We start from the raw sequence: 20843 nt of genomic DNA, 5'->3' as shown, positions 1-20843 counted from the left end.
TAAAGCGCCCCTAACAGCATGTGAGATTGCCGATGGCAAACCAACAGCCACACCCGCTGGCAATGACAATCGGGGACCCTGGCGGCATTGGGCCGGAACTGGCCTTAAAGGCCTGGCTGGCCCAAACCACCGAACACACCGCCACGAACAAACAGGGCAGCACCATGCTGCCCTTTTGCCTGATCGGGCCGTCGCGTGTTCTGCGTCAATACGCAGAGCTGCTTGACCTGCCTGTTCCCATTGTCAGCATTGATAATGCCGCCAGGGCAGCAGATGTTTTCGCCCGCGCCCTGCCCGTTTATGAAATTGCTGACAACAACGCCCCCGTGATACCTGGCGTGGCTTCAGCGGCAACCGCCCCCATGGTCATCAACAGCATTGAAACCGCCGTTAACCTGACACGGCAGGGCATCACATCGGCTGTTGTCACCAATCCGATCCAGAAAAGTGCGCTTTATCAGGCCGGTTTTTCCCATCCGGGCCATACCGAATTCCTGGCAGAGCTGGCAGGCCCCGGCACCGTTCCTGTAATGATGTTGGCCAACAGCAAGCTGCGCGTGGTCCCCATGACCATTCACATCGCCCTGTCGCAGGTCCCGCACGACCTGACACCCGACCTGATTGTGACCTTGTCCAAAATTACCGCAGCGGCACTGACACGCGATTTTGGCCTGCCCCACCCGCGACTGGCAATTGCCGGGCTTAACCCCCATGCCGGTGAAGACGGGGCAATGGGCACCGAAGAACAAACCATTATTGCACCGGCTATTGCCCGGTTACGCGCCGAAGGCTATGACGTGGCAGGCCCTTTGCCTGCCGATACCATGTTTCACGAAGAAGCCCGTTCGACCTATGATGTTGCCTTGTGCCCCTATCACGATCAGGCCCTGATCCCGGTCAAGACACTGGATTTTCACGGCGGCGTCAATGTCACGCTGGGCCTGCCCTTTATTCGCACATCGCCAGACCACGGCACGGCCTTAAACATTGCCGGTCAGGGTGTTGCCCGGGTCGACAGCTTGCTGGCCGCCCTTAACATGGCGGGTCAAATGGCCTTTAACCGACTTTCACCGGAAACCCCATCGCATGAGTGATCACCCCCGGGCCGCAGAACAGGATGCAGGCAAAATGGCCAATGATGGCCTGCCACCTCTGCGTGATGTCATTGCCCAGAACGATCTGTCGGCCAAAAAGAAATTTGGTCAGAACTTTCTGTTCGACCTGAACCTGACGGGCCGCATTGCCCGTGCTGCTGCTCCGCTTGAGGACGCCACGGTTATCGAAATCGGTCCCGGCCCCGGGGGCCTTACCCGCGCCTTGCTGTTTCATGGTGCGAAAAACCTGTCCGTGATCGAACGCGACCCGCGCTGCCAACCCGTTCTTCGCCAGATCAGCGACCATTATCCTGGTTGTCTGCACGTTATTGACGGTGATGCGCTGGAAGTAGATGTCACGACACTGGGTGCCGCCCCGCGCAAGATTGTCGCCAATCTTCCCTATAATATCGGCACATTATTATTGATCGGCTGGCTGGAAAAAATTGACGAATTTGCCAGCCTGACCCTGATGTTTCAAAAAGAAGTGGCCGAACGGGTTGTCGCAAAGCCTAAAACCAAGGCGTATGGTCGGCTCTCTGTTCTGTGCCAGTATCTTTGCCACTGCGATATTCTGTTTGACGTTCATCGCAGCGCCTTTACCCCGCCGCCCAAGGTAACATCGGCCGTTGTGCAACTTATCCCCAAGGCAGATCGCGGCACCGACATAAACATCAAAAGTCTGGCGAAGGTGACACAGGCCGCTTTTGGGCAACGCCGCAAAATGCTGCGCGCCAGCCTGAAAAGTCTGGATATAAACGTGCTGGAACTTTTGGGAAAGGCTGGCATCGCCGAAACATCGCGGGCCGAAGAACTAAGTGTTGCCGATTTCGTCCGCCTCACACAGCTTTACGACGCCCTGTAAGCAGCAGGCATCGGCATATAAAATCCCCCTGATGCAACTTAATGCACAGGGGGATTTGCATTTTTAGTCTGTCAGCAGCTTTTTGACAAAAGCACTCAGCTCCAACTGCCGCTCGCGTTTGACACGCTCAGCACCGATAATATGCTCAACAGAGGCCAGGCACTGTTGCAGGTCATCATTGACCAGAACATAGTCAAACTCTTCCCAGTGGCTGATTTCAGCCCCGGCCTTGGCCATTCGTTTCATAATAACATCGTCGGCATCCTGCCCACGATCGCGCAACCGGCGTTCAAGCTCCGCCGAAGACGGTGGCAAGACAAAAATCGACACCACATCATCACCGCCCTTTTCGCGCAACTGGCGGGCCCCTTGCCAGTCAATGTCGAACAAAACATCGCGCCCGTCAGACAGCGCCTGTTCCACAGGCTGGCGCGGTGTGCCGTAATAATTGCCAAAAACTTCCGCCCATTCGAGCAACTCGTCATCGGCGATCATGTGTTTGAACCCGTCCACCGATTTGAAAAAATAGTGAACGGCTTCATCTTCGCCGGGCCGGGCTTCGCGCGTTGTTGCCGAAACGGACAATGATATTTGACTGTCTTTTTCCAGCAACTGCCGGGTGATAGTGGTTTTTCCGGCCCCGGACGGCGCACAAAATACCAGCATCACGCCGCGACGTTTATGTGAATCAATCATGGTTCCGTCCTTTACGACACACAGTTATTCGACGTTTTGCACCTGCTCGCGCAACTGGTCGATAATCACTTTCAAATCCATGCCGCAGCTGGTCAATTCAATGTCATTGGCTTTCGAGCACAATGTATTGGCTTCGCGGTTAAATTCCTGGCACAGAAAATCCAGCTTGCGACCAATGGCGCCGCCTTTTGTCATCATGCTGCGTGCTGCCGCAATATGGGCTTTAAGGCGGTCAATTTCTTCACGCACGTCAACTTTGGTCGCCAACAATGCCGCTTCCTGATGCAAACGATCCGCATCAAATTGTCCGGCATCCATCAATTCGCCAATCTGGCGCTGCAACCGGGCCCGAATAGCTTCCGCCCGCGCCCCGGCACAGCTTTCGGCCTTAACAACCGTCTGGTCGATCCGGTCAATATGGCCAACCATCATTTCATGCAGTTTGACACCTTCGGCATCGCGATTTTCGGCCAACTGGGCAATTGCCACGTCCAGCGTACCCATCATCTTGCTTTCACGGGCCTCGCGGCTGGTGTCGTCTTCGGTATGCTCAACGGCTTCAAGAACGCCGCGAACATTTAGCAAATCGGCAATACTGCCAACATCAAGCTGACTCGTCCCGTGAAACTCCTCGGCCAACCCGATAAGATCAGCCAGCAATTCACGATTGATACGATAGCTGGAGTCTTCACCTGGCCGGGTAACGGTCAGCGTAACACCAATATTGCCCCGCTTGAAGGTTTTGGAAACAGCATCGCGCACCGGCGCTTCCAGGCGTTCAGCACCATTAAGGCGCGCCCGCACGTCAAGTCCCTTGCCATTTACACTGCGAAGTTCCCAGACCCAGGAAAATCCATTGCCCGCCTCTTCGGCGCGGCCAAAGCCGGTCATGCTTGAAACGGTCATGTTGCTGTCCATTCTGTTATAATATGTGGGGTTTTATAACGTTGCGCAGCGATCCCGCCAAGGAATACTCGCCGCATTTACAAATTCATGAATATAACGGTCATTCATATTGATGCCCCAATCCTCAGGCAGTGTTGCCACCGGGTAAAACAACCTGATCATACCATCCCGATAAAATGGAACACATCCACGCATGTCTTTGCAATATAACGCAATTTTGATCACTGGTGCCAGTTCGGGCATAGGTGCGGCCCTGGCCCGATATTATGCTTGCTCGGGCGTGACACTGTTTATCAGTGGTCGGAACCAGACGCGCCTTAAACTGGTTGAAAATGACTGTCGCAAGGCCGGTGCCAATGTTTTTGCCGATATTCTGGATGTGACAGACAAAAGCGTGATGGTTGAATATGTCAGCAAATGCCACAGCATTATGCCGTTAAGCCTGGTCATTGCCAATGCCGGTATTTCAGCGGGCAGCGGCGATGACGGCGAAACGCCGGATCAGGCCCGCCATATTCTGGCAACCAACATCGATGGTGTCCTTAACACCATCGACCCGGCAATTGCCGTTATGAAACAACAACGCCGCGGTCAAATCGCCATCATGTCATCGCAGGCATCCTGGCGGGGGCTGCCTTCGGCCCCGGCCTATTGCGCCAGCAAGGCTGCGGTGCGCATTTACGGCGAAGCCCTGCGCGGCAACCTGGCACAGGACGGAATAAAGGTGAATGTCATTTGTCCGGGCTTTGTCAAAAGCCGCATCACCGATGCCAACACATTCCGCATGCCCTTTTTGATGGAAGCCGGCAAAGCCGCAAAAATCATTGACCGTGGCCTGATCCGCAACAAGGCGATTATTGCCTTTCCCTGGCAAATGAACATGGCGACCAGCCTGTTAAAACATTTGCCCGGCGCACTATTCGACCGTTTGGCGCGCAAACTCCCCAAAAAATCGGCACTGTAAAACAGCGACGGCAGGTATCATCACTCAACATATTAAAACGGGATATCGGCGCTCAGGGCCGTAAAGGGATACATCCTTAAGGCGCGATGCATAAAACCGCTGAAGGCCGAAAAAAGGACGGAACACTTATATTGACGGCAAGCGGTCAACGAGCCCCGCAAACGGCAAGCGGGCTCGACGAAGCCCTTAATTGTCGTTGGTCGCAGCGCGCAATTTACGCCACCGGGCAACATTGCGGTTATGCTCGTCCAACGTGCGGGCAAAAGCGTGGCCGCCGGTACCATCGGCCACAAAATAAACTTCGTCAGTCAATGCAGGGTGCAACACAGCGTAAATCGCCTCGCGCCCCGGATTGGTAATGGGGGCTGGCGGAAGCCCGGTGACAACATAGGTGTTATACGGGCTTTCGAATTTAAGATCGGCGCGGCTTAACGGCCGATCCAGCGGCAGATCAGGGCTAACGGCATAGGCCACCGTCGGATCAGACTGCAACCGCATATTCTGGCGCAAACGATTAACGAAAACTCCGGCCACACGGGCACGTTCGGCAGCAATGCCGGTTTCACGCTCGACAATGGATGCCAGGGTCAAGGCTTGCAACCGGGTATCATACGGCAAATCCGACGCGCGATCCGGCCACAGTTTTTCCACAAGATCGGTTTGCGCCTGACTCATACGATCCAGAACGCCCTGTTTGCTGTCGCCATAAGAAAACTGATAGGTTTCGGGCAATAACGTACCGTCATCAGGAACGGCAGCAATCGTGCCAACCAACCCGTCAACACGGTCAAGCCGCTTGACGATTTCAACACTGCGCAACCCTTCGGGAATAGTCACAAACCGTTTAACGGTTTCCCCCGACGCCAGAATTTCAGCCGCCTGACGCGGGCTCACCCGGGCGGGAAAATGATATTCCCCGGCCTGCAATGCATGATCCAGCCGGGCAACCCGCACACCAGCAAGAAAGATCAGCGGATCAGACACGATTTTCTGCCGGGCCAAAATGGCGCCGATCTGACGCACACCAGTGCCCTGAGGAATGACAAGGTCAATCCCCTGGGCCAGGCGACTAGGTGATGTATAGGCAGCATATACATACACCGCCGCGCCCCCAATAACGACCGCAGCGGTGATGCATAAAGTACCAAGTAAGAGCAGAAAACGCCGCAATGCGTTCTCCTACTGACTTGTTATACCGATTTGAACACCAGCGATGCGTTGGTGCCCCCGAAGCCGAACGAGTTCGACAATGCGTAATTGACCTTGCGCTGTTTGGCTTCCAGCGGAACCAGATCAATCCCGAGGCACGCCTCGGACGGATTGTTAAGGTTCAAGGTCGGCGGCACGACGCTTTCGTGGATGGCTAAAACCGAGAACACAGCCTCAATCGCGCCAGCAGCCCCCAAAAGGTGCCCGGTCGCCGACTTGGTCGAAGACATCGACACATCGTTGATGGCGTCACCAAACAGGCGCTTGACCGCACCCAGTTCAATTTCGTCCCCCAACGGGGTCGATGTGCCATGCGCGTTGACATAGTCAACCTGCCCGGGCGTAACACCGGCGTTGCGCAAGGCATTGCGCATGGACCGGAACCCGCCATTGCCATCGGCCGCAGGTGCGGTGATGTGATAAGCGTCGCCCGACATGCCATAGCCAACAACTTCGGCGTAAATACGCGCACCGCGCGCCTTGGCATGTTCATATTCTTCAAGAACGACACAACCGGCACCTTCCCCCATCACAAAGCCGTCACGGCCCTGATCCCACGGGCGGGATGCTTCGGTCGGTGTATCATTATACCCTGTCGACAATGCACGCGCAGCGGCAAAACCAGCCATGCCCAAACGGCAAACGGCGGCTTCGGCACCACCGGCAACCATCACGTCGGCATCCCCCAGCATGATCATGCGCGAGGCATCGCCAATCGCGTGCGCACCGGTTGAACATGCGGTCACAACAGCATGGTTCGGCCCTTTAAGGCCATGCTTGATCGACACCTGGCCAGAAACCAGATTGATCAGACAGGATGGAATAAAGAAAGGACTGATACGGCGAATTTTGCCGTCGGCAAGCAGCTGTGCTGATTCAGCAATACGCGGAAGACCGCCAATCCCCGAACCAATCATCACCCCGGTCGCCTCCTGGTCTTCTTCCGTTTCCGGAACCCAGCCAGAATCTGCCAGCGCCTGATCAGCCGCAGCGATGCCAAAGATGATGAACTCGTCCATCTTTTTCATGTCTTTGACAGAAACATGGTCTTCGGCATTGAACTGGCCTGCGCCAGTTCCACGCGGAACCATACCCGCAATTTTCGCGGGGATATCAGACACATCAAAGTTATCGATGGCCCTGATGCCCGATTTTCCGTCCAGCAACCCCTGCCATGTGGCCTGGGCACCGTTTGCGACAGGCGTGACTGCGCCAACACCGGTTACTACTACGCGTCTCATCCCGCTTTACGCCTTTATTTTATGAAAATTGCAAAGACGAAAAGGGCGCCCGAGAATGCCTCTGGCGCCCGCGTCAAACAGCAAAATCAGCCGTTTGCCTTTTCGATGAAGTCAATCGCGTCTTTGACGGTCAGAATCTTTTCAGCAGCATCGTCAGGAATTTCAACGCCGAACTCTTCTTCAAACGCCATAACCAGCTCGACGGTGTCCAGGCTGTCAGCGCCCAGATCGTCGATGAAGCTGGCGTTTTCCGTGACCTTGTCTTCTTCAACACCGAGGTGCTCGACAACGATCTTCTTCACGCGATCTGCGACATCACTCATAGCTTAAATCCTTCAATAGGTTCTTTGTCAGTTAGTTTAGCTTGCCCCTGACGTTCGCCTTTTCAAGGTGCGAACCGGGACCATGGAACCGGCGACCGCAATTGCCGGTTCCGGTGATTTGGTATAACGGCCCCTTTTAAACAGAAAAGCAGGAAACCCGCAACGGGTTAAATCATCGCCATTCCGCCATTTACATGCAAAGTCTGACCGGTCACATATCCAGCCTCGGTGCTGGCAAGGTACAAAACCGCCGCAGCGATTTCCGCACTATCACCCATACGCCCTGCCGGAATGCCGCCCAAAAGCTTTTCTTTCTGGGCATCTGTCAGTTCATCGGTCATTGCCGTGGTGATAAAACCAGGGGCCACGCAGTTTACCGTAATGCCGCGCACAGCAACTTCCTGGGCCAGTGATTTTGACCAGCCAATCATGCCTGCTTTTGCGGCCGCATAGTTGGTTTGGCCCGGATTCCCTGTCACCCCGACGATCGAGGTAATGTTGATAATCCGACCAAAACGGCGTTTCATCATGCCGCGCAACGAATTGCGCGCCAGCTTGAACGCGGCGGTCAGGTTCACATCAAGCACGGCCTGCCAGTCTTCGTCTTTCAAGCGCACCGCCAGCTGATCGCGCGTGATCCCGGCATTATTAACCAGAATGTCCAGCTGCCCGCCAAGGGCTTCTTCGGCCTGCTTGATCAGACCATCAACCGATGCGCTGTCAGAAAGATTACCCGGCACAACAACGGCATTTTCGCCAATTTCGGCGGCAACGGCTTCAAGGCGTTCGGCACGGGTCCCCGAAAGGGCAACCTTTGCACCGGCCTTTGCCAACATTTTGGCAATTTCACCACCGATGCCACCGGTTGCACCGGTTACCAGTGCTGTTTTACCTGTCAGATCAAACATTTGTTTCTTCCCTGTCGCAATTTAAACCGGTGCCGCTTCACAGCGTCCCCAGAAAGGCTTCAATATCGGCAGGACCATTAATCGCGGTCCCTGTCATGTCACGGTCAATACGGCGCACCATCCCGCTTAAAACTTTTCCAGCGCCAAGTTCCACCAGAGTATCAACACCCTGTTCCTTCATATACAAAACAGACTCGCGCCAGCGCACGGTGCCGCAAACCTGCTTGACCAGCAAATCACGGATCGCATCGGCGTCCTGAACCTGTTGTGCCGTCACATTGGCGACCAGCGGCACACGAGGCGCATGCATCGCAACGTCGCCAAGGGCTTCGGCCATGCGCGCCGCAGCAGGCTGCATCAATGCGCAATGAAACGGGGCGGATACCGGCAGCAACACCGCGCGCTTGGCTCCTTTTTCCCTGGCAATTTCAATCGCGCGCTCAACCGCGGCCTTGTGACCCGACACAACAACCTGCCCATTGGCATTATCGTTGGCAGCCGCACAAACATCGCCCTGGGCGGCCAATTCGGCCACAGCAGCGGCTTCGGCGTAATCAAGCCCTAACAAGGCCGCCATGGCACCAACCCCTACTGGCACAGCAGCCTGCATGGCCTGACCGCGAATTTTAAGCAGCCGGGCGGCATCAGGGATGCTGAACGTGCCTGCGGCAGCCAGGGCCGAATATTCGCCCAACGAATGACCGGCAACCAGCGCGCATTTATCGGTCAGGGTAAAGCCCCCTTGCTGCTCGAGCACACGGGTTACCGCAAGACTAACCGCCATCAGGGCGGGCTGCGCATTTTCCGTCAGCGTCAAATCGCCTTCCGGGCCATCAAACATCAATGTGCTGAGCTTCTGAGACAGTGCTTCATCCACTTCCTGAAACACTTCACGTGCCAAAGGATAGGCTTCGGCCAATTCCTTGCCCATACCAACGGCTTGCGATCCCTGACCGGGAAATACAAATGCGCGTGTCATTATTGATAAAACACCTTTGTCTGCGTTTATGCCGTCCGATCACCCGGACCCAACATTTATAAAGGCCCCTTGATAACGCCCCCGCCAGCCCTGTCAAGACCGGACACCACTGCGACGTCGCTCAAAAAAGCGATATTGCCCTCAAAGGTGGCGCAGAAATAAATGATTGCAAGAAAAAAGGCAGCAGACCCTATGAGTTGGGCTGCTGCCTTTTAATCGTTAAATCGCGGCCGGTTAAATAACAAGGGTTTCCTACGGCCTAAAATTCCGCGCTATTCAAGATAGTTTTGCATACTTGAAACCACGCTGTCGGCGATATGCGATTTCGTAATCACACCACGCACATCGGACTGGCGCGGCAACCCGCGACAGGGCTGGACCACAACCGCGGCCCGTGCATTACGGCGATGCATCCGCTTGATCACATCAAACAGGGTGGTTTTGTCCACAACAACAACAAAGTCCTCGTCGACAACATCACCAAGCGTTGCAGCCCCCTGATCGCGCGCAATGGCAAACAGCTGATCAATATCGGGCAACACGCCAACAATCCTGTCGCCAGCAACCACCACAATCGAAGCCACCTTGGGCTTGGGCGTGATTTTTTCAACGGCTTCGGAAACCCGCATCGCAGCATCAAGAAAGATCGGCGCCCGGTCCATCACTTCATGGGCAGGATGCACCATGAACATGTTGCTATGACGTTCTTTGGGAATATGCAACCCCCGCAACACCAGTTTCGACGTATAGATGGTTTCGCTGATCAGCATACGACGCACACCCAGCGCAATGGCCACGGCCACCACCAGCGGCACGACAATATTATAATCGCGGGTCATTTCGAAAATCATGATGATCGCGGTCATGGCCGCACCGGTACCGGCCGCAACAACACCGCCCATGCCCACAAGGGCAAATTCGGCCGGGTTAATGCCCGCATCCGGGAAAATCATGGTGCCGATAACACCAACAGCACCGCCCATGGTCGCCCCGACAAACAGCGAGGGCGAAAACACACCGCCCGATGCCCCCGAACCAATACTGACCGATGTTGCATACATCTTGGCGAAAAACAGGATAACCAGCAACGGAAGCGATGTCATCCCCCCCCGCAGAATGGCCTGAATGGTCCCATAGCCAACACCGTCGACATAATAGTTGCCTGCCGTCAGGAACAACACATACATCAGCAAGCCAACCGACAACATGCCAACGGCATGGCGGGTGTAGTCATTGCCCGGCATTTTCTTGAAAAACTTGTCGGCAATCAACATCGACCGGATCAGCATCCATGCGGCGACACCACAAAAAACACCCAGGGCCACATAAATGACCAAGGCTTCAAGGTCGATCGCAGAAACCTGGGGAATGGCCGCCAGCGGCACTTCAAATGCCGGTGCCAGACCAAACGAGATCCGTCCGATATAGGTGGCCGCACCGGTTGCAATCACAACCGGCAAAAATGTCCGGGTCGATACTTCGGGCATCATCAGTTCGATGGCAAACAACACAGCCCCCAGCGGGGTGTTGAATGTTGCGGCAATACCGGCCCCCGCCCCTGCGGCCAGCAACGTAATACGCTGCCCGGTCGGCAGGTTGCGAAGCTGCGCAATACTGGAGCCCAGCGACGAGCCGATCTGAATAATCGGCCCTTCACGACCAACAGCAGCCCCCGTCCCGATCGACAGGGCGGATGCAACGGACTTGATCACTGCCACCAGGGGCCGAATACGACCCTGATTAAAATAGATGGCATTCATCACTTCCGGCACGCCGTGGCCCTTGGCCTCGGGCGCAAAATTATTGACCAGAAAAACAACCAGCATCCCGCCAATCACAGGGACAAGAATAAAAAAAGGTCCCCACGCCGAGGGCTCGGTCAGCATGTTGGCATCATAGTTCAGCGTAAAAGTGCCATAAAACGCCAAATTATGAATAATCGCGACAAGGGCGCGAAACGCAACCGCGCCATAGCCGGTCACGATGCCGACAATCAACGAAAAGAAACATAAAGTAAGAAGTGTCACGCGCCGGGAAGGCACGCCGTCAACCTGGGATTTAACCATCACCAAACCATGTTAATTCTAAGTATAACCCGGTCTAGCGCCCAATAACATGAAATCCCTGCCCCGCTATTTTTATTGTCAGTGGGGGTGGCCGGGAAAATGTGCAATAAAGAGAGGTCGACCGGTTCAACGGATGGCCCTAACAACTACCTGCAGCCCCTTTGCAAATCAAGGGAATATCAGGTTTTGCATAGCGGCTCCTAAAAAAGCGCAACGCTTTTATGACAAAAATACTGCCGCGCGCACCAGCAAACAATTGTGCAAACCTGCCTTGCAAAAACGGACACCTCGAATCCTTTGAATATCGCGGCATTTGCCGTTGCACCCGATGACGAAAAGTGTATATTCGCCCGCTCACGGCTCCTTGCCGGGAATGCCCGGCTATGCCTGTGCGACACGAGGTCGCCCAGGAAGAGATAAGCCACAAGGGGTGATTAGGAGAATTATGAGCAAGTACGAAAGCGTGTATATTGCACGTCAGGACTTCTCGACCGCACAGGTCGAAGCCCTGAACGAAAAACTGAACGAAATCCTCGTCGGCCTCGGCGCTACTGTTGCCAAGACCGAATACTGGGGCTTGCGTTCCCTGACCTACCGGGTCAAGAAAAACCGCAAGGGTCACTATACCCTCTTCCAGATCGACGCCGACAAGGACGCGATTGCGGAATATGAACGTCAGATGCGCTTCAATGAAGACGTGCTGCGTCAGATGACCGTAAAAGTTGACGCGTTCGAAGAAGAACAGTCAGCTATTCTGCGTAACCGCGACGAGCGCGGCAGCCGTGGCCCGCGCCGCAGCGGCCCGCGTCAGTAATCGAGTAACGAGGAGGATATACTATGGCTGGACGTCGTCTGTTTTTCCGTCGCCGCAAAACCTGCCCGTTCTCGGGTGCGGATGCGCCGAAGATCGACTACAAAGATGTCAAACTGTTGCAGCGTTTCGTTTCCGAACGCGGCAAGATCGTTCCGAGCCGTATCACGGCCGTTTCGGCCAAGAAACAGCGTGAGCTTTCAAAAGCCATCAAACGCGCTCGTTTCCTGGCGCTGCTGCCCTACTCAGACCAGGTCTGAGGCAGTCGGCAAGAGACTTTGTTTTGCGGTCTCGGCCAACGGAGTAGCTGATGTCTTCGCGTGATACCCTAACGTCAATCGGAGCAGGACTGGGCAGTGCGCTTTTGTTTTTGCTGGTGTTGACCGGAAATCCGCTAGCGCTGCTGCTTTCCTATTTCGGGCACCTGCCCCTTTTCGTTATCGGATTGTGGCGTGGACCCAAAAGCCTGCTGGTTGCGGCAATTGCGGCATGTGTCGCCCTTCTTCTTTTAGGGGGCGTTCTGCCGTTCACGGTCTTTTTGGTCGTGATCGCCGGACCAGCGACGATGTTGACCCGCGTGGCGCTTATAATGCGGGCTGACGACTCCGGGAAACCGGCGTTTATTCAGCCTGGGATCATTTTGGCCGCCATGGCCCTGGCCGTTTCTGTGATGATGATTGTCATCCTGGCAACTGTTGCGGCGGATGGTCTGGATATTCAGGGAGTGATCGCTCACTTCCTCTCGACAATGTATACTGAGATGGGCGTTCCGCTAACGCCGGATGTTCAGCAGATCATTGTGATGTTCCAGACATACTTCCCGGCGATTGCGGCGTTGTCCTGGTATCTGATGGTGCTGGTCAATGTCATGATTGCACAGGCAATTCTGGTGCGCGCAGGGAAAAACCTGCGCCCGACGCCCAGCTTGGCGTCACTGAGTTTACCTGGCTGGTCAATGTTTGTGTTTGCCCTGGCCGGGGCATCCATCGCGTTTAGCGATGGCAACCTGGCCTATATGGCACGCAACGTCGCGGTTGTACTGGCGGTGCCGTTCCTGTTTCAGGGATTGGCGCTGGTGCACGGGCAGGCAGCCCGATGGCCGCAAAAACGTATGATTCTGACGGTGTTCTACATCGTCGCGGTTCTGTCTAGTTGGTCGTTTGTTGCGATCACCGGACTTGGAATTGTTGAGCATTTAATCAGGCTGCGGGGGAAAGAACCGATGACCCGTAGCAATGAGGAGGATCGGTGATGGAAGTTATTCTGCTCCAGCGGGTAGAAAAACTCGGCCAGATGGGTGACGTTGTCACCGTAAAGCCGGGCCACGCCCGCAACCGCCTGCTGCCCCAGGGCATGGCCCTGCGTGCAAACAAGGCAAATCTTGCTGTTTTCGAAGCACAGAAAGCACAGCTTGAAGCTGACAACCTGGAACGCCGTTCGGAAGCCCAGGCTGTTGCTGACAAGCTTGGCAATCTGGCTGTGACCCTGGTTCGCCAGGCTTCTGACGTTGGTCATCTGTACGGCTCGGTTACCGCACGCGATATCGCGGCTGCCGTTACCGCATCAGGTTGCACCGTTTCACGTAGCCAGGTTCGCCTGGAAACCCCGATCAAGTCTTTGGGCCTGCATGACGTTGCCGTCGCACTGCACCCGGAAGTCCTGATCACGGTTACCGCCAACGTCGCCCGTACCGAAGAAGATGCCGCAGAGCAGATTCGTAAAGGTGCGGCTGTTCTTGGCACCATCGAAGAGATGGAAGAAGAAGAAGCCCTCGCTGAAGAAGAAGCATCCGAAGAAGAACTGGAAGCTCAAGGCGAAGAAGAAGCAGCAGAAGCCAACGCCTGATTGGTGTTGCCAAACCTGTTTTGTGAAAACGGCGCGTCCTTGCGGATGCGCCGTTTTCTTTTTGCCCGATCAACACTTTAATGCGTCCATGTAAAAAACACCCTGTATCCCAACCATTGCGGTTACGGTATACCCGCTATGACCACGATGGTTTTACACTTTCAGCTCAACAGGATGACTGGTACGCTCCGCCATCATGAATGATCCCCAGCTTGATGCCCTGTTTGCGCCAATGGATGCAGACGACGGTTCCAACCATCATCTTCCGCTTGAACGTATGCCGCCTCACAATTTCGAGGCGGAGGCTGCGCTTTTGGGAGCCATTCTCAACAATAATGCCGCCTATGAGCGCGTTTCGGATATCCTGCGCCCCGAACATTTTGCCGATGCCCGTCACGGACGCATCTTTGAAGCCTGTGGCAAGCTGATCGAACGCGGACAATTAGCCAACCCGGTCACCCTGTCGGCCTTTTTTCGTCAGGATGAACACCTGGCCGAAATTGGCGGCGCGCAATATCTGGCCGAACTTTCCAACAACATGGTTTCGGTCATTAATGCCGGGGACTATGGCAAGCTGGTCTATGACCTGTATTTGCGCCGCGAACTGATTGACATTGGCGAGTCCGTTGTCAACGAAGCCTATCAGTACGAACTTGAAGCCGATGCGGGCAACCAGATTGAAAATGCCGAACAACGCCTGTTTTCGTTAGCCACAGCTGGCGCGGCTGAATCAGGTTTTATCGGCTTTGGCGCGGCCCTGACCCGGGCCGTTGAAAATGTCGAACACGCCTATAAAAATGCCGGCAAGGTGGTTGGTGTTACCACCGGCCTTCGCGATATCGACCGCAAACTGGGCGGCCTGCATCCCTCGGACCTTTTGATTTTGGCCGGGCGCCCGTCAATGGGTAAAACCGCCCTTGCCATGAACGTTGCGTTTAACGCCGCCATCTCGTCGCACAAAACCCGGGCGAGCGGCGAAGACCAGTTTGACGAACTTCGCACCGGCGCGATTGCCGTTTTCTCGCTTGAAATGGCGGCCGAACAGCTTGCCGGGCGTCTGCTTTCGCAGGCCGCCGAGGTTTCGGGCGATAATATGCGCCGTGGTGATCTGAACGAGGACGATTTTGAACGTCTTGTCATTGCCTCGCGCGAATTAAACACGGTCCCGCTTTATATCGACGATACGCCAGCACTACCGGTGTCAACCTTGCGCACACGCTGTCGTCGGCTGAAACGCCAGCACGGCCTTGCCATGATCGTCGTCGATTACCTTCAGCTGCTGGCCCCGCCAACCAACTTTCGCGGCGATGGCCGTGTTCAGGAAGTTTCGGAAATCACCCGTTCGCTCAAAGCGATCGCCAAGGAACTGGGCTGCCCGGTTTTGGCCCTGTCACAGCTTTCGCGTGCGGTTGAGCAACGTGACGATAAACGCCCGCAATTGTCGGACTTGCGTGAATCCGGCTCGATCGAGCAGGACGCCGACGTGGTAATGTTTATCTATCGTGAACAATATTATCTCGAACGCGCTGAACCGGCACAGAAGCCTGAAGAATCGACCGACAAATTTGGCGAACGCTATTCCCAGTGGCAAGATCGCCTGAACCAGGTTTACAACACCGCCGAAGTTATTGTTGCCAAGCAGCGACATGGCCCGGTTGGCAATGTCCGGCTGTTCTTTGACGGCAACTTTACCAAGTTTGGCGATCTTGACCATATCGCCGAAGACCTAGACGAATAAGCCACTATGCAGATAACGGGGTTTAGCCAATGAGCGTCCTACCCGCCCCCGGCCGTGCAGCAGATTGCGCACAGCTGGAGATCAATCTCAGAGCAATCGCTGAAAATTATCAGCGTCTGCAAAAAGAATATACCGGCCGCACCATGGGGGCTGTCGTCAAGGCTGACGCCTATGGGCTGGGTGCCAGGGCCATTGTCCCGGTGTTGAAAAAACAAGGCTGCCGCCTGTTCTTTGTGGCCCATGCCAACGAAGCCGCCGACCTGTTTCCGCTGTTGCGCGGCGGCGGGCGCATTGCTGTTTTTAACGGCCTGATGCCCGGTGACGAAGAATTTTTCATCGAAAACGATGTTATCCCGGTTCTCAATGATCTCGGCCAGATCGAACGCTGGTCCAACCTGTGCCGCGAATATGAACGCCCGGCACCGGCCTTTATCCATCTTGATACCGGTATGAACCGAACCGGCCTGTCACCGCGCGACATGCAGGACCTGGTCGAAAGACGGTCCCAATTGCTTTATGGCTTTGAAAAAGCAGGCTATATGACCCATCCGGTCGCCGCTGACGAAGCCGAAAGTCCGATTACCCGTGAGCAATATAATCTGTTCATGAAATGGTATCGTCGCCTGCCGCCTGCCCCGCGTGGATTTTGCAATTCATCGGCCATTTTCCGGCATACAGATTATCACCTGGAATTTTGCCGTCCCGGTTATGCCCTGTGGGGGGGCAACCCGACACCGGAAAAAACCAATCCCATGCGATCTGTGGTCACGTTAACAGCCAAGGTCTTGCAATTGCGTCAGATTGACACCGGAGAGTCGGTCGGATACGGTGCGTCCTGGCGCGCCGAACGGCCGTCGCGGATTGCGACCGTCGCGGCAGGTTATGCCGATGGCTGGTTGCGCCACCTTTCCAATGCCGGGAAACTTAAAATCGGCGGCATTCAAACGCCAATGGTGGGTCGTGTTTCGATGGATGCCTTTGGCATGGATGTGACCGATGTGCCGGAAGACAAACTGAAAGCTGGCGATGATGTAACCTTGCTGGGTAAAGACTGCACTGTTGATGATATTGGCACCATGTCCGGTACCATCGGCTACGAAATCCTGACCTCGCTGGGTCATCGTTATCAGCGGGTTTACACCGAAGGTTGATCTGGATCGGCACTGCGCCCCGCCAGACATCGCCCAAAACAAGGGAATAACACCCCAGATGCCGATCTTAGCGCCGATAGGCCGGATATTTCTTGCATTTCTGGCTGTCGTCGGCCGGGTTACGGTTTTTGCTGTCAGAACGCTTTTTCATTGTGTGACGCCGCGCTTCTATTTCCGGCTGATCCTGAAACAAATGTGCGAAATCGGCTATTTCTCGCTGCCTGTGGTGGCGATGACAACGCTTTTTGCGGGCATGGTTCTGGCCTTGCAAAGTTATTCAGGGTTTTCACGGTTTTCGGCCGAAAGTGCCGTTGCCACCGTGGTTGTTATTTCCATAACCCGTGAATTGGGGCCGGTTCTGGCCGGGCTGATGGTTGCGGGCCGCGTTGGGGCCGCCATTGCCGCTGAAATTGGCACCATGCGCGTCACCGAACAAATTGACGCCCTGGTAACCCTGTCGACCAACCCGTTTAAATATCTGGTGGTACCGCGTGTTATCGCCGGGATTGTTACCCTGCCCATTCTGGTTTTTATCGGTGACATCCTCGGTGTATTGGGTGGATATATGGTTGGGGTGAACAAACTTTCGTTTAATTCCGGCGCTTATATCCAGAACACCTTCCAGTATCTTGAAACGCTTGATGTGGTCTCTGGGCTGGTCAAGGCGACGATATTTGGCTTTCTGATTACCTTGATGGGGTGCTATCACGGTTATTATTCACGTGGCGGTGCCCAGGGCGTTGGCCAGGCAACCACCAATGCCGTGGTCTCAAGTTCCATCCTGATCCTGATTGCCAATTACATCGTGACCGAACTGTTTTTTGTTCGCTAATTCAGGGCCGCAAACCTATGTCAAACAGCCCGAAAATCAGCCTGCACGACCTTCACAAGGGGTTTGGTGCCAAGAAGGTCCTGCAAGGGATCAATCTCGATGTTGCTGCTGGCGAATCGGTGGCCATTATCGGCGGATCGGGAACAGGCAAATCCGTTACCCTGAAATGCATTCTGGGGTTACTGACCCCGGACAGTGGCTCGATCAAAATTGACGGTGTTGAAATGATCGGTGCCAACCGCAGTGCACAGGACGCGATGCTGGCAAAAACCGGCATGCTGTTTCAGGGTGCTGCCCTGTTTGATTCCCTGCCCGTTTGGGAAAATGTCGCCTTTGGCCTGATCGAAGGACAGGGCATGGACCGTAAAAAGGCCTATGACATTGCCATTGCCCGTCTGGCCGATGTTGGGCTGGGCGCGGAAATGGCGAATGTTTCACCGGCATCGCTTTCTGGCGGCATGCAAAAACGGGTTGGCCTTGCCCGCGCCATTGCGACCGAACCTGAAATTCTGTTTTTTGACGAACCCACCACCGGCATTGATCCGATCATGGGCGACATCATTAACGATCTGATTGTCAAATGCACCCGCGACCTTGGTGCCTGCGCGCTGACCATCACCCATGATATGACCAGTGCCCGCAAAATTGCCGATCGCATTGCTTTTCTCTATCAGGGCAAAATCATATGGGATGGTCCTGTTGCCGATGTCGAACACAGCGACAATCCCTATCTGGCGCAATTTATATCGGGTAACATCGAAGGCCCGCTTGAACTGGATTTAAAGCATCTTTAATCCGGTCCGTTCTTTGGTTTAAGGTCAAAGCGTAGCGGTACGGCCTACGATATCAGATCGCCTGCACGGTACCAAACCGATCATGCCTTGCCAGCCCAGTCATTTCAGTCAGCGGAGCTTTTTGTGGCAAAAACCCAAAGCCGATTCATCTGCCAGAATTGCGGTGCTGAATACCGGAAATGGACCGGGCATTGCGATGCCTGTGATTCATGGAACACCATCGAAGAAGAACGGGTTGAAACCGGCCCTAAAGCCACCGGTGCCATCACCACCGGCCCGCGCGGCAAACCGCTGGATTTTGTCGCCCTTGAGGGAACAAGTGCGCGCCCGCCCCGCATCATCACCGGCATTGCCGAACTGGACCGGGCCTGCGGCGGCGGGTTGGTCCCGGGATCGGCCCTGCTGGTGGGCGGTGACCCGGGTATTGGTAAATCCACTATCCTGTTACAGGCCGTTGGCGTGCTGGCTGCCCGGCATAAATGCGCCTATATATCGGGCGAAGAAGCGGTTGATCAGGTGCGTATGCGCGCCGCGCGCCTGGGGTTGGAAAAATCCAAGGTCGATTTTGCCGCCGCCACCAGCCTGCGCGACATTATCGCCACCCTGGAGCAAAGCAGCCACGAAGTCGTGATTATCGATTCTATTCAAACCATGTATGCCGACACCCTTGATAGCGCGCCAGGCACCGTCTCCCAGGTGCGCGCCTGTGCGCTGGAGCTGATCCGGCTGGCCAAACGCAAGGGTTTTGCCGTTATTCTGGTCGGTCATGTCACCAAGGAAGGGCAAATTGCCGGCCCCCGCGTACTGGAACATATGGTCGACACGGTTTTGTATTTTGAAGGCGAACGCGGCCATCAGTTCCGCATTTTGCGCGCGGTAAAAAACCGTTTTGGCGCGACCGACGAAATTGGCGTGTTTGAAATGGGCGATGCCGGGCTGGTCGAAGTGCCCAATCCCTCGGCCCTGTTTTTGGCGGATCGCGATGCCCCCGTCAGTGGCACAGCCGTTTTCGCCGGGCTTGAAGGAACGCGCCCGATGCTGGTGGAAATTCAGGCACTGGTGGCACAATCGGCATTGGCCACCCCGCGCCGGGCGGTTGTTGGCTGGGATTCGGCCCGCATGAACATGATTTTAGCCGTGCTTGACGCCCGGTGCGGGCTGCCGCTTAGCCAGTTTGATGTTTACCTGAACGTTGCCGGTGGCCTGCGCGTGGGCGAACCCGCCGCCGACCTGGCCGTGGCCGCCGCGCTGATTTCCGCCGTGGCCGACACGCCAGTCCCCGCCGAAACCGTCATTGTCGGCGAAGTTGGCCTGTCTGGCGAAGTCCGGCCCGTCGGCCAAACAGAAGCCCGCTTAAAAGAGGCCGCCAAACTGGGCTTTGTTAATGGTTATGTCCCCCGACAGGGCCAAACGGCAAAAAAGAAACTGACCGTCAAGGGCTTAAAACAGATCGAAATCGTCCATCTTCAGGATTTGGTAAATTTATTCGGGCAAGATGTGCGTGAAAAGGTGCGTCCGCGCGAAGGCATGTATTAAATCGTCTGTTCGCCCCGACGGGCGTATCACCCTTGCCTTGCACGTTAACACCCCCTATTCCGACCCTTTGGCGCAGGAATTGCCCGCGCAAAGCCATAACAGGATCTGCACAGAATGGATTTTTCCTTCCTCTCCGAATTGGGGGCCAGAGACGTCTTTGATCTGGTGGTTGTCGCCATTGTGCTGCTATCGGGGCTGTTTGCGTTTTTTCGCGGCTTTGTGCATGAAAGCCTGTCTATGCTGGGCTGGGTCGGTGCCGGGGTGACGGCCCTTTATGGTTATCCGGTTGCACGCCCCTATGTGCGCGAATTGATCCCCTCCCAACTGATCGCCGATCTGGCCACGGGCATTGGCCTGTTTTTAATCGCGTTTCTGATTTTTTCCTTTATCAGTGGCAGGATTGCCAAGGCCGTGCAAAACTCAGGTCTGGATAGCCTCGATAGCACGCTGGGTTTTGTGTTTGGTCTGGTGCGCGGCGCTTTGGTGGTGTGCATCGCCTATATCGCTCTGTCATGGTTAATGCCACCCAGCCAGCAACCGATGTGGGTGCAAACGGCCCGCACCCGCCCTGTCTTGCAGGAGGGTGCCTATTTGATCAAGGCTGCCATGCCCGATGCGCTGTTTGATACCACCAGCGAAGAAATAGCCCGCGCCCAGCGCGAGGCCGATGCGCGCGATGACACCTATCGCAAATTGCTGGGGCCGACGCCAAAAGGTAAGGAATCGGCGCAGATCAAAGGCTATACCCAGGAAGAAATCGACGCAAAAAACCGCCTGATCGATGCTGTTACGCAGCAATGATGGATTGTAACGCAGCCGTTTTATGATACACCAAAACAGTTATAAATTTCATTGCCGCAGGCCTAACCGCCCCCGGAGCCATAA

At 55.3% G+C, this 20843-nt stretch carries 21 protein-coding genes; 13 read left to right on the top strand and 8 right to left on the bottom strand.

All coding sequences use genetic code 11. The features are described 5' to 3' along the window. Positions 1-32 precede the first annotated feature (32 nt). Positions 33-1094 (top strand): 4-hydroxythreonine-4-phosphate dehydrogenase PdxA, encoded by a 1062-nt coding sequence (pdxA, locus tag AAC086_RS11000; RefSeq protein WP_339778696.1) that lies wholly within the window; start codon positions 33-35, stop codon positions 1092-1094. Further along, complete coding sequence (gene rsmA, locus AAC086_RS10995; protein ID WP_339778694.1) at positions 1087-1959, top strand: 16S rRNA (adenine(1518)-N(6)/adenine(1519)-N(6))-dimethyltransferase RsmA; 873 nt, start codon at positions 1087-1089, stop codon at positions 1957-1959. The genes pdxA and rsmA overlap by 8 nt, the downstream gene beginning before the upstream one ends. A 63-nt stretch (positions 1960-2022) precedes the next feature. Here rsmA and gmk read toward each other — a convergent pair whose 3' ends face one another. Further along, a complete protein-coding gene (gene gmk, locus AAC086_RS10990; protein WP_339778692.1) occupies positions 2023-2655 on the bottom strand; it encodes a guanylate kinase in 633 nt (210 codons plus the stop codon). Between the two features lie 24 nt (positions 2656-2679). After that, positions 2680-3561 (bottom strand): YicC/YloC family endoribonuclease, encoded by an 882-nt coding sequence (locus tag AAC086_RS10985; protein ID WP_339778690.1) that lies wholly within the window; start codon positions 3559-3561, stop codon positions 2680-2682. A gap of 193 nt (positions 3562-3754) precedes the next feature. Between AAC086_RS10985 and AAC086_RS10980 the strand changes: the two genes are divergently transcribed. Further along, positions 3755-4525: an SDR family NAD(P)-dependent oxidoreductase gene (locus AAC086_RS10980; RefSeq protein ID WP_339778688.1), complete on the top strand. Its 771-nt coding sequence runs from the start codon at positions 3755-3757 to the stop codon at positions 4523-4525. A gap of 186 nt (positions 4526-4711) precedes the next feature. Here the strand turns inward: AAC086_RS10980 and mltG are convergent, their stop codons facing one another. The 6 genes from mltG to AAC086_RS10950 all read right to left on the bottom strand — a co-directional run bounded on the left by mltG (position 4712) and on the right by AAC086_RS10950 (position 11251). Next, positions 4712-5695: an endolytic transglycosylase MltG gene (gene mltG / locus AAC086_RS10975; RefSeq protein WP_339778686.1), complete on the bottom strand. Its 984-nt coding sequence runs from the start codon at positions 5693-5695 to the stop codon at positions 4712-4714. Between the two features lie 20 nt (positions 5696-5715). Next, entirely contained in the window at positions 5716-6975 is a 1260-nt protein-coding gene (fabF, locus tag AAC086_RS10970) for a beta-ketoacyl-ACP synthase II (RefSeq protein ID WP_339778684.1), read from the bottom strand. Between the two features lie 86 nt (positions 6976-7061). Beyond that, positions 7062-7298, bottom strand: coding sequence for an acyl carrier protein (locus tag AAC086_RS10965; RefSeq protein ID WP_073956513.1), 237 nt, complete (start codon positions 7296-7298; stop codon positions 7062-7064). A 167-nt stretch (positions 7299-7465) separates the two neighbouring features. Continuing rightward, positions 7466-8206 carry a 3-oxoacyl-[acyl-carrier-protein] reductase gene (gene fabG / locus AAC086_RS10960; RefSeq protein WP_339778680.1) on the bottom strand — a complete coding sequence of 247 codons (741 nt, stop codon included), beginning with the start codon at positions 8204-8206 and terminating at the stop codon, positions 7466-7468. Between the two features lie 37 nt (positions 8207-8243). Further along, complete coding sequence (fabD, locus tag AAC086_RS10955) at positions 8244-9185, bottom strand: ACP S-malonyltransferase (RefSeq protein WP_339778678.1); 942 nt, start codon at positions 9183-9185, stop codon at positions 8244-8246. Between the two features lie 272 nt (positions 9186-9457). After that, positions 9458-11251 carry a chloride channel protein gene (locus tag AAC086_RS10950; RefSeq protein WP_339778677.1) on the bottom strand — a complete coding sequence of 598 codons (1794 nt, stop codon included), beginning with the start codon at positions 11249-11251 and terminating at the stop codon, positions 9458-9460. 445 nt (positions 11252-11696) lie between these two features. On the opposite strand from AAC086_RS10950, the gene rpsF reads away from it, so the two are divergent. The 10 genes from rpsF to AAC086_RS10900 all read left to right on the top strand — a co-directional run bounded on the left by rpsF (position 11697) and on the right by AAC086_RS10900 (position 20759). After that, the gene (gene rpsF / locus AAC086_RS10945; RefSeq protein ID WP_339778675.1) at positions 11697-12065 is read left to right on the top strand and encodes a 30S ribosomal protein S6; all 369 of its coding nucleotides are present in this window, start codon (positions 11697-11699) and stop codon (positions 12063-12065) included. Between the two features lie 23 nt (positions 12066-12088). Beyond that, positions 12089-12322 carry a 30S ribosomal protein S18 gene (rpsR, locus tag AAC086_RS10940; RefSeq protein WP_085583988.1) on the top strand — a complete coding sequence of 78 codons (234 nt, stop codon included), beginning with the start codon at positions 12089-12091 and terminating at the stop codon, positions 12320-12322. Positions 12323-12426: 104 nt separating this feature from the next. Beyond that, positions 12427-13314 carry a DUF2232 domain-containing protein gene (locus AAC086_RS10935; protein ID WP_339778671.1) on the top strand — a complete coding sequence of 296 codons (888 nt, stop codon included), beginning with the start codon at positions 12427-12429 and terminating at the stop codon, positions 13312-13314. After that, positions 13314-13907: a 50S ribosomal protein L9 gene (rplI, locus tag AAC086_RS10930; RefSeq protein ID WP_339778670.1), complete on the top strand. Its 594-nt coding sequence runs from the start codon at positions 13314-13316 to the stop codon at positions 13905-13907. The genes AAC086_RS10935 and rplI overlap by 1 nt, the downstream gene beginning before the upstream one ends. 196 nt (positions 13908-14103) lie before the next feature. Further along, positions 14104-15645 carry a replicative DNA helicase gene (locus tag AAC086_RS10925; protein ID WP_339778668.1) on the top strand — a complete coding sequence of 514 codons (1542 nt, stop codon included), beginning with the start codon at positions 14104-14106 and terminating at the stop codon, positions 15643-15645. Positions 15646-15674: 29 nt separating this feature from the next. Then, positions 15675-16796: an alanine racemase gene (alr, locus tag AAC086_RS10920; protein WP_339778666.1), complete on the top strand. Its 1122-nt coding sequence runs from the start codon at positions 15675-15677 to the stop codon at positions 16794-16796. Positions 16797-16854: 58 nt separating this feature from the next. Further along, positions 16855-17628, top strand: a complete 774-nt coding sequence (locus AAC086_RS10915) for an ABC transporter permease (protein WP_339778664.1) — start codon at positions 16855-16857, stop codon at positions 17626-17628. Positions 17629-17645: 17 nt separating this feature from the next. Beyond that, the gene (locus tag AAC086_RS10910; RefSeq protein WP_339778662.1) at positions 17646-18422 is read left to right on the top strand and encodes an ATP-binding cassette domain-containing protein; all 777 of its coding nucleotides are present in this window, start codon (positions 17646-17648) and stop codon (positions 18420-18422) included. Positions 18423-18545: 123 nt separating this feature from the next. Beyond that, positions 18546-19958, top strand: coding sequence for a DNA repair protein RadA (gene radA / locus AAC086_RS10905; protein WP_339778661.1), 1413 nt, complete (start codon positions 18546-18548; stop codon positions 19956-19958). 114 nt (positions 19959-20072) lie between these two features. Then, a complete protein-coding gene (locus AAC086_RS10900; protein ID WP_339778659.1) occupies positions 20073-20759 on the top strand; it encodes a CvpA family protein in 687 nt (228 codons plus the stop codon). Positions 20760-20843 lie beyond the last annotated feature (84 nt).

This window comes from uncultured Thalassospira sp., from assembly GCF_963976115.1.
GTDB lineage: Bacteria > Pseudomonadota > Alphaproteobacteria > Rhodospirillales > Thalassospiraceae > Thalassospira.
This window is presented reverse-complemented; position numbering and strand designations above follow the sequence as displayed.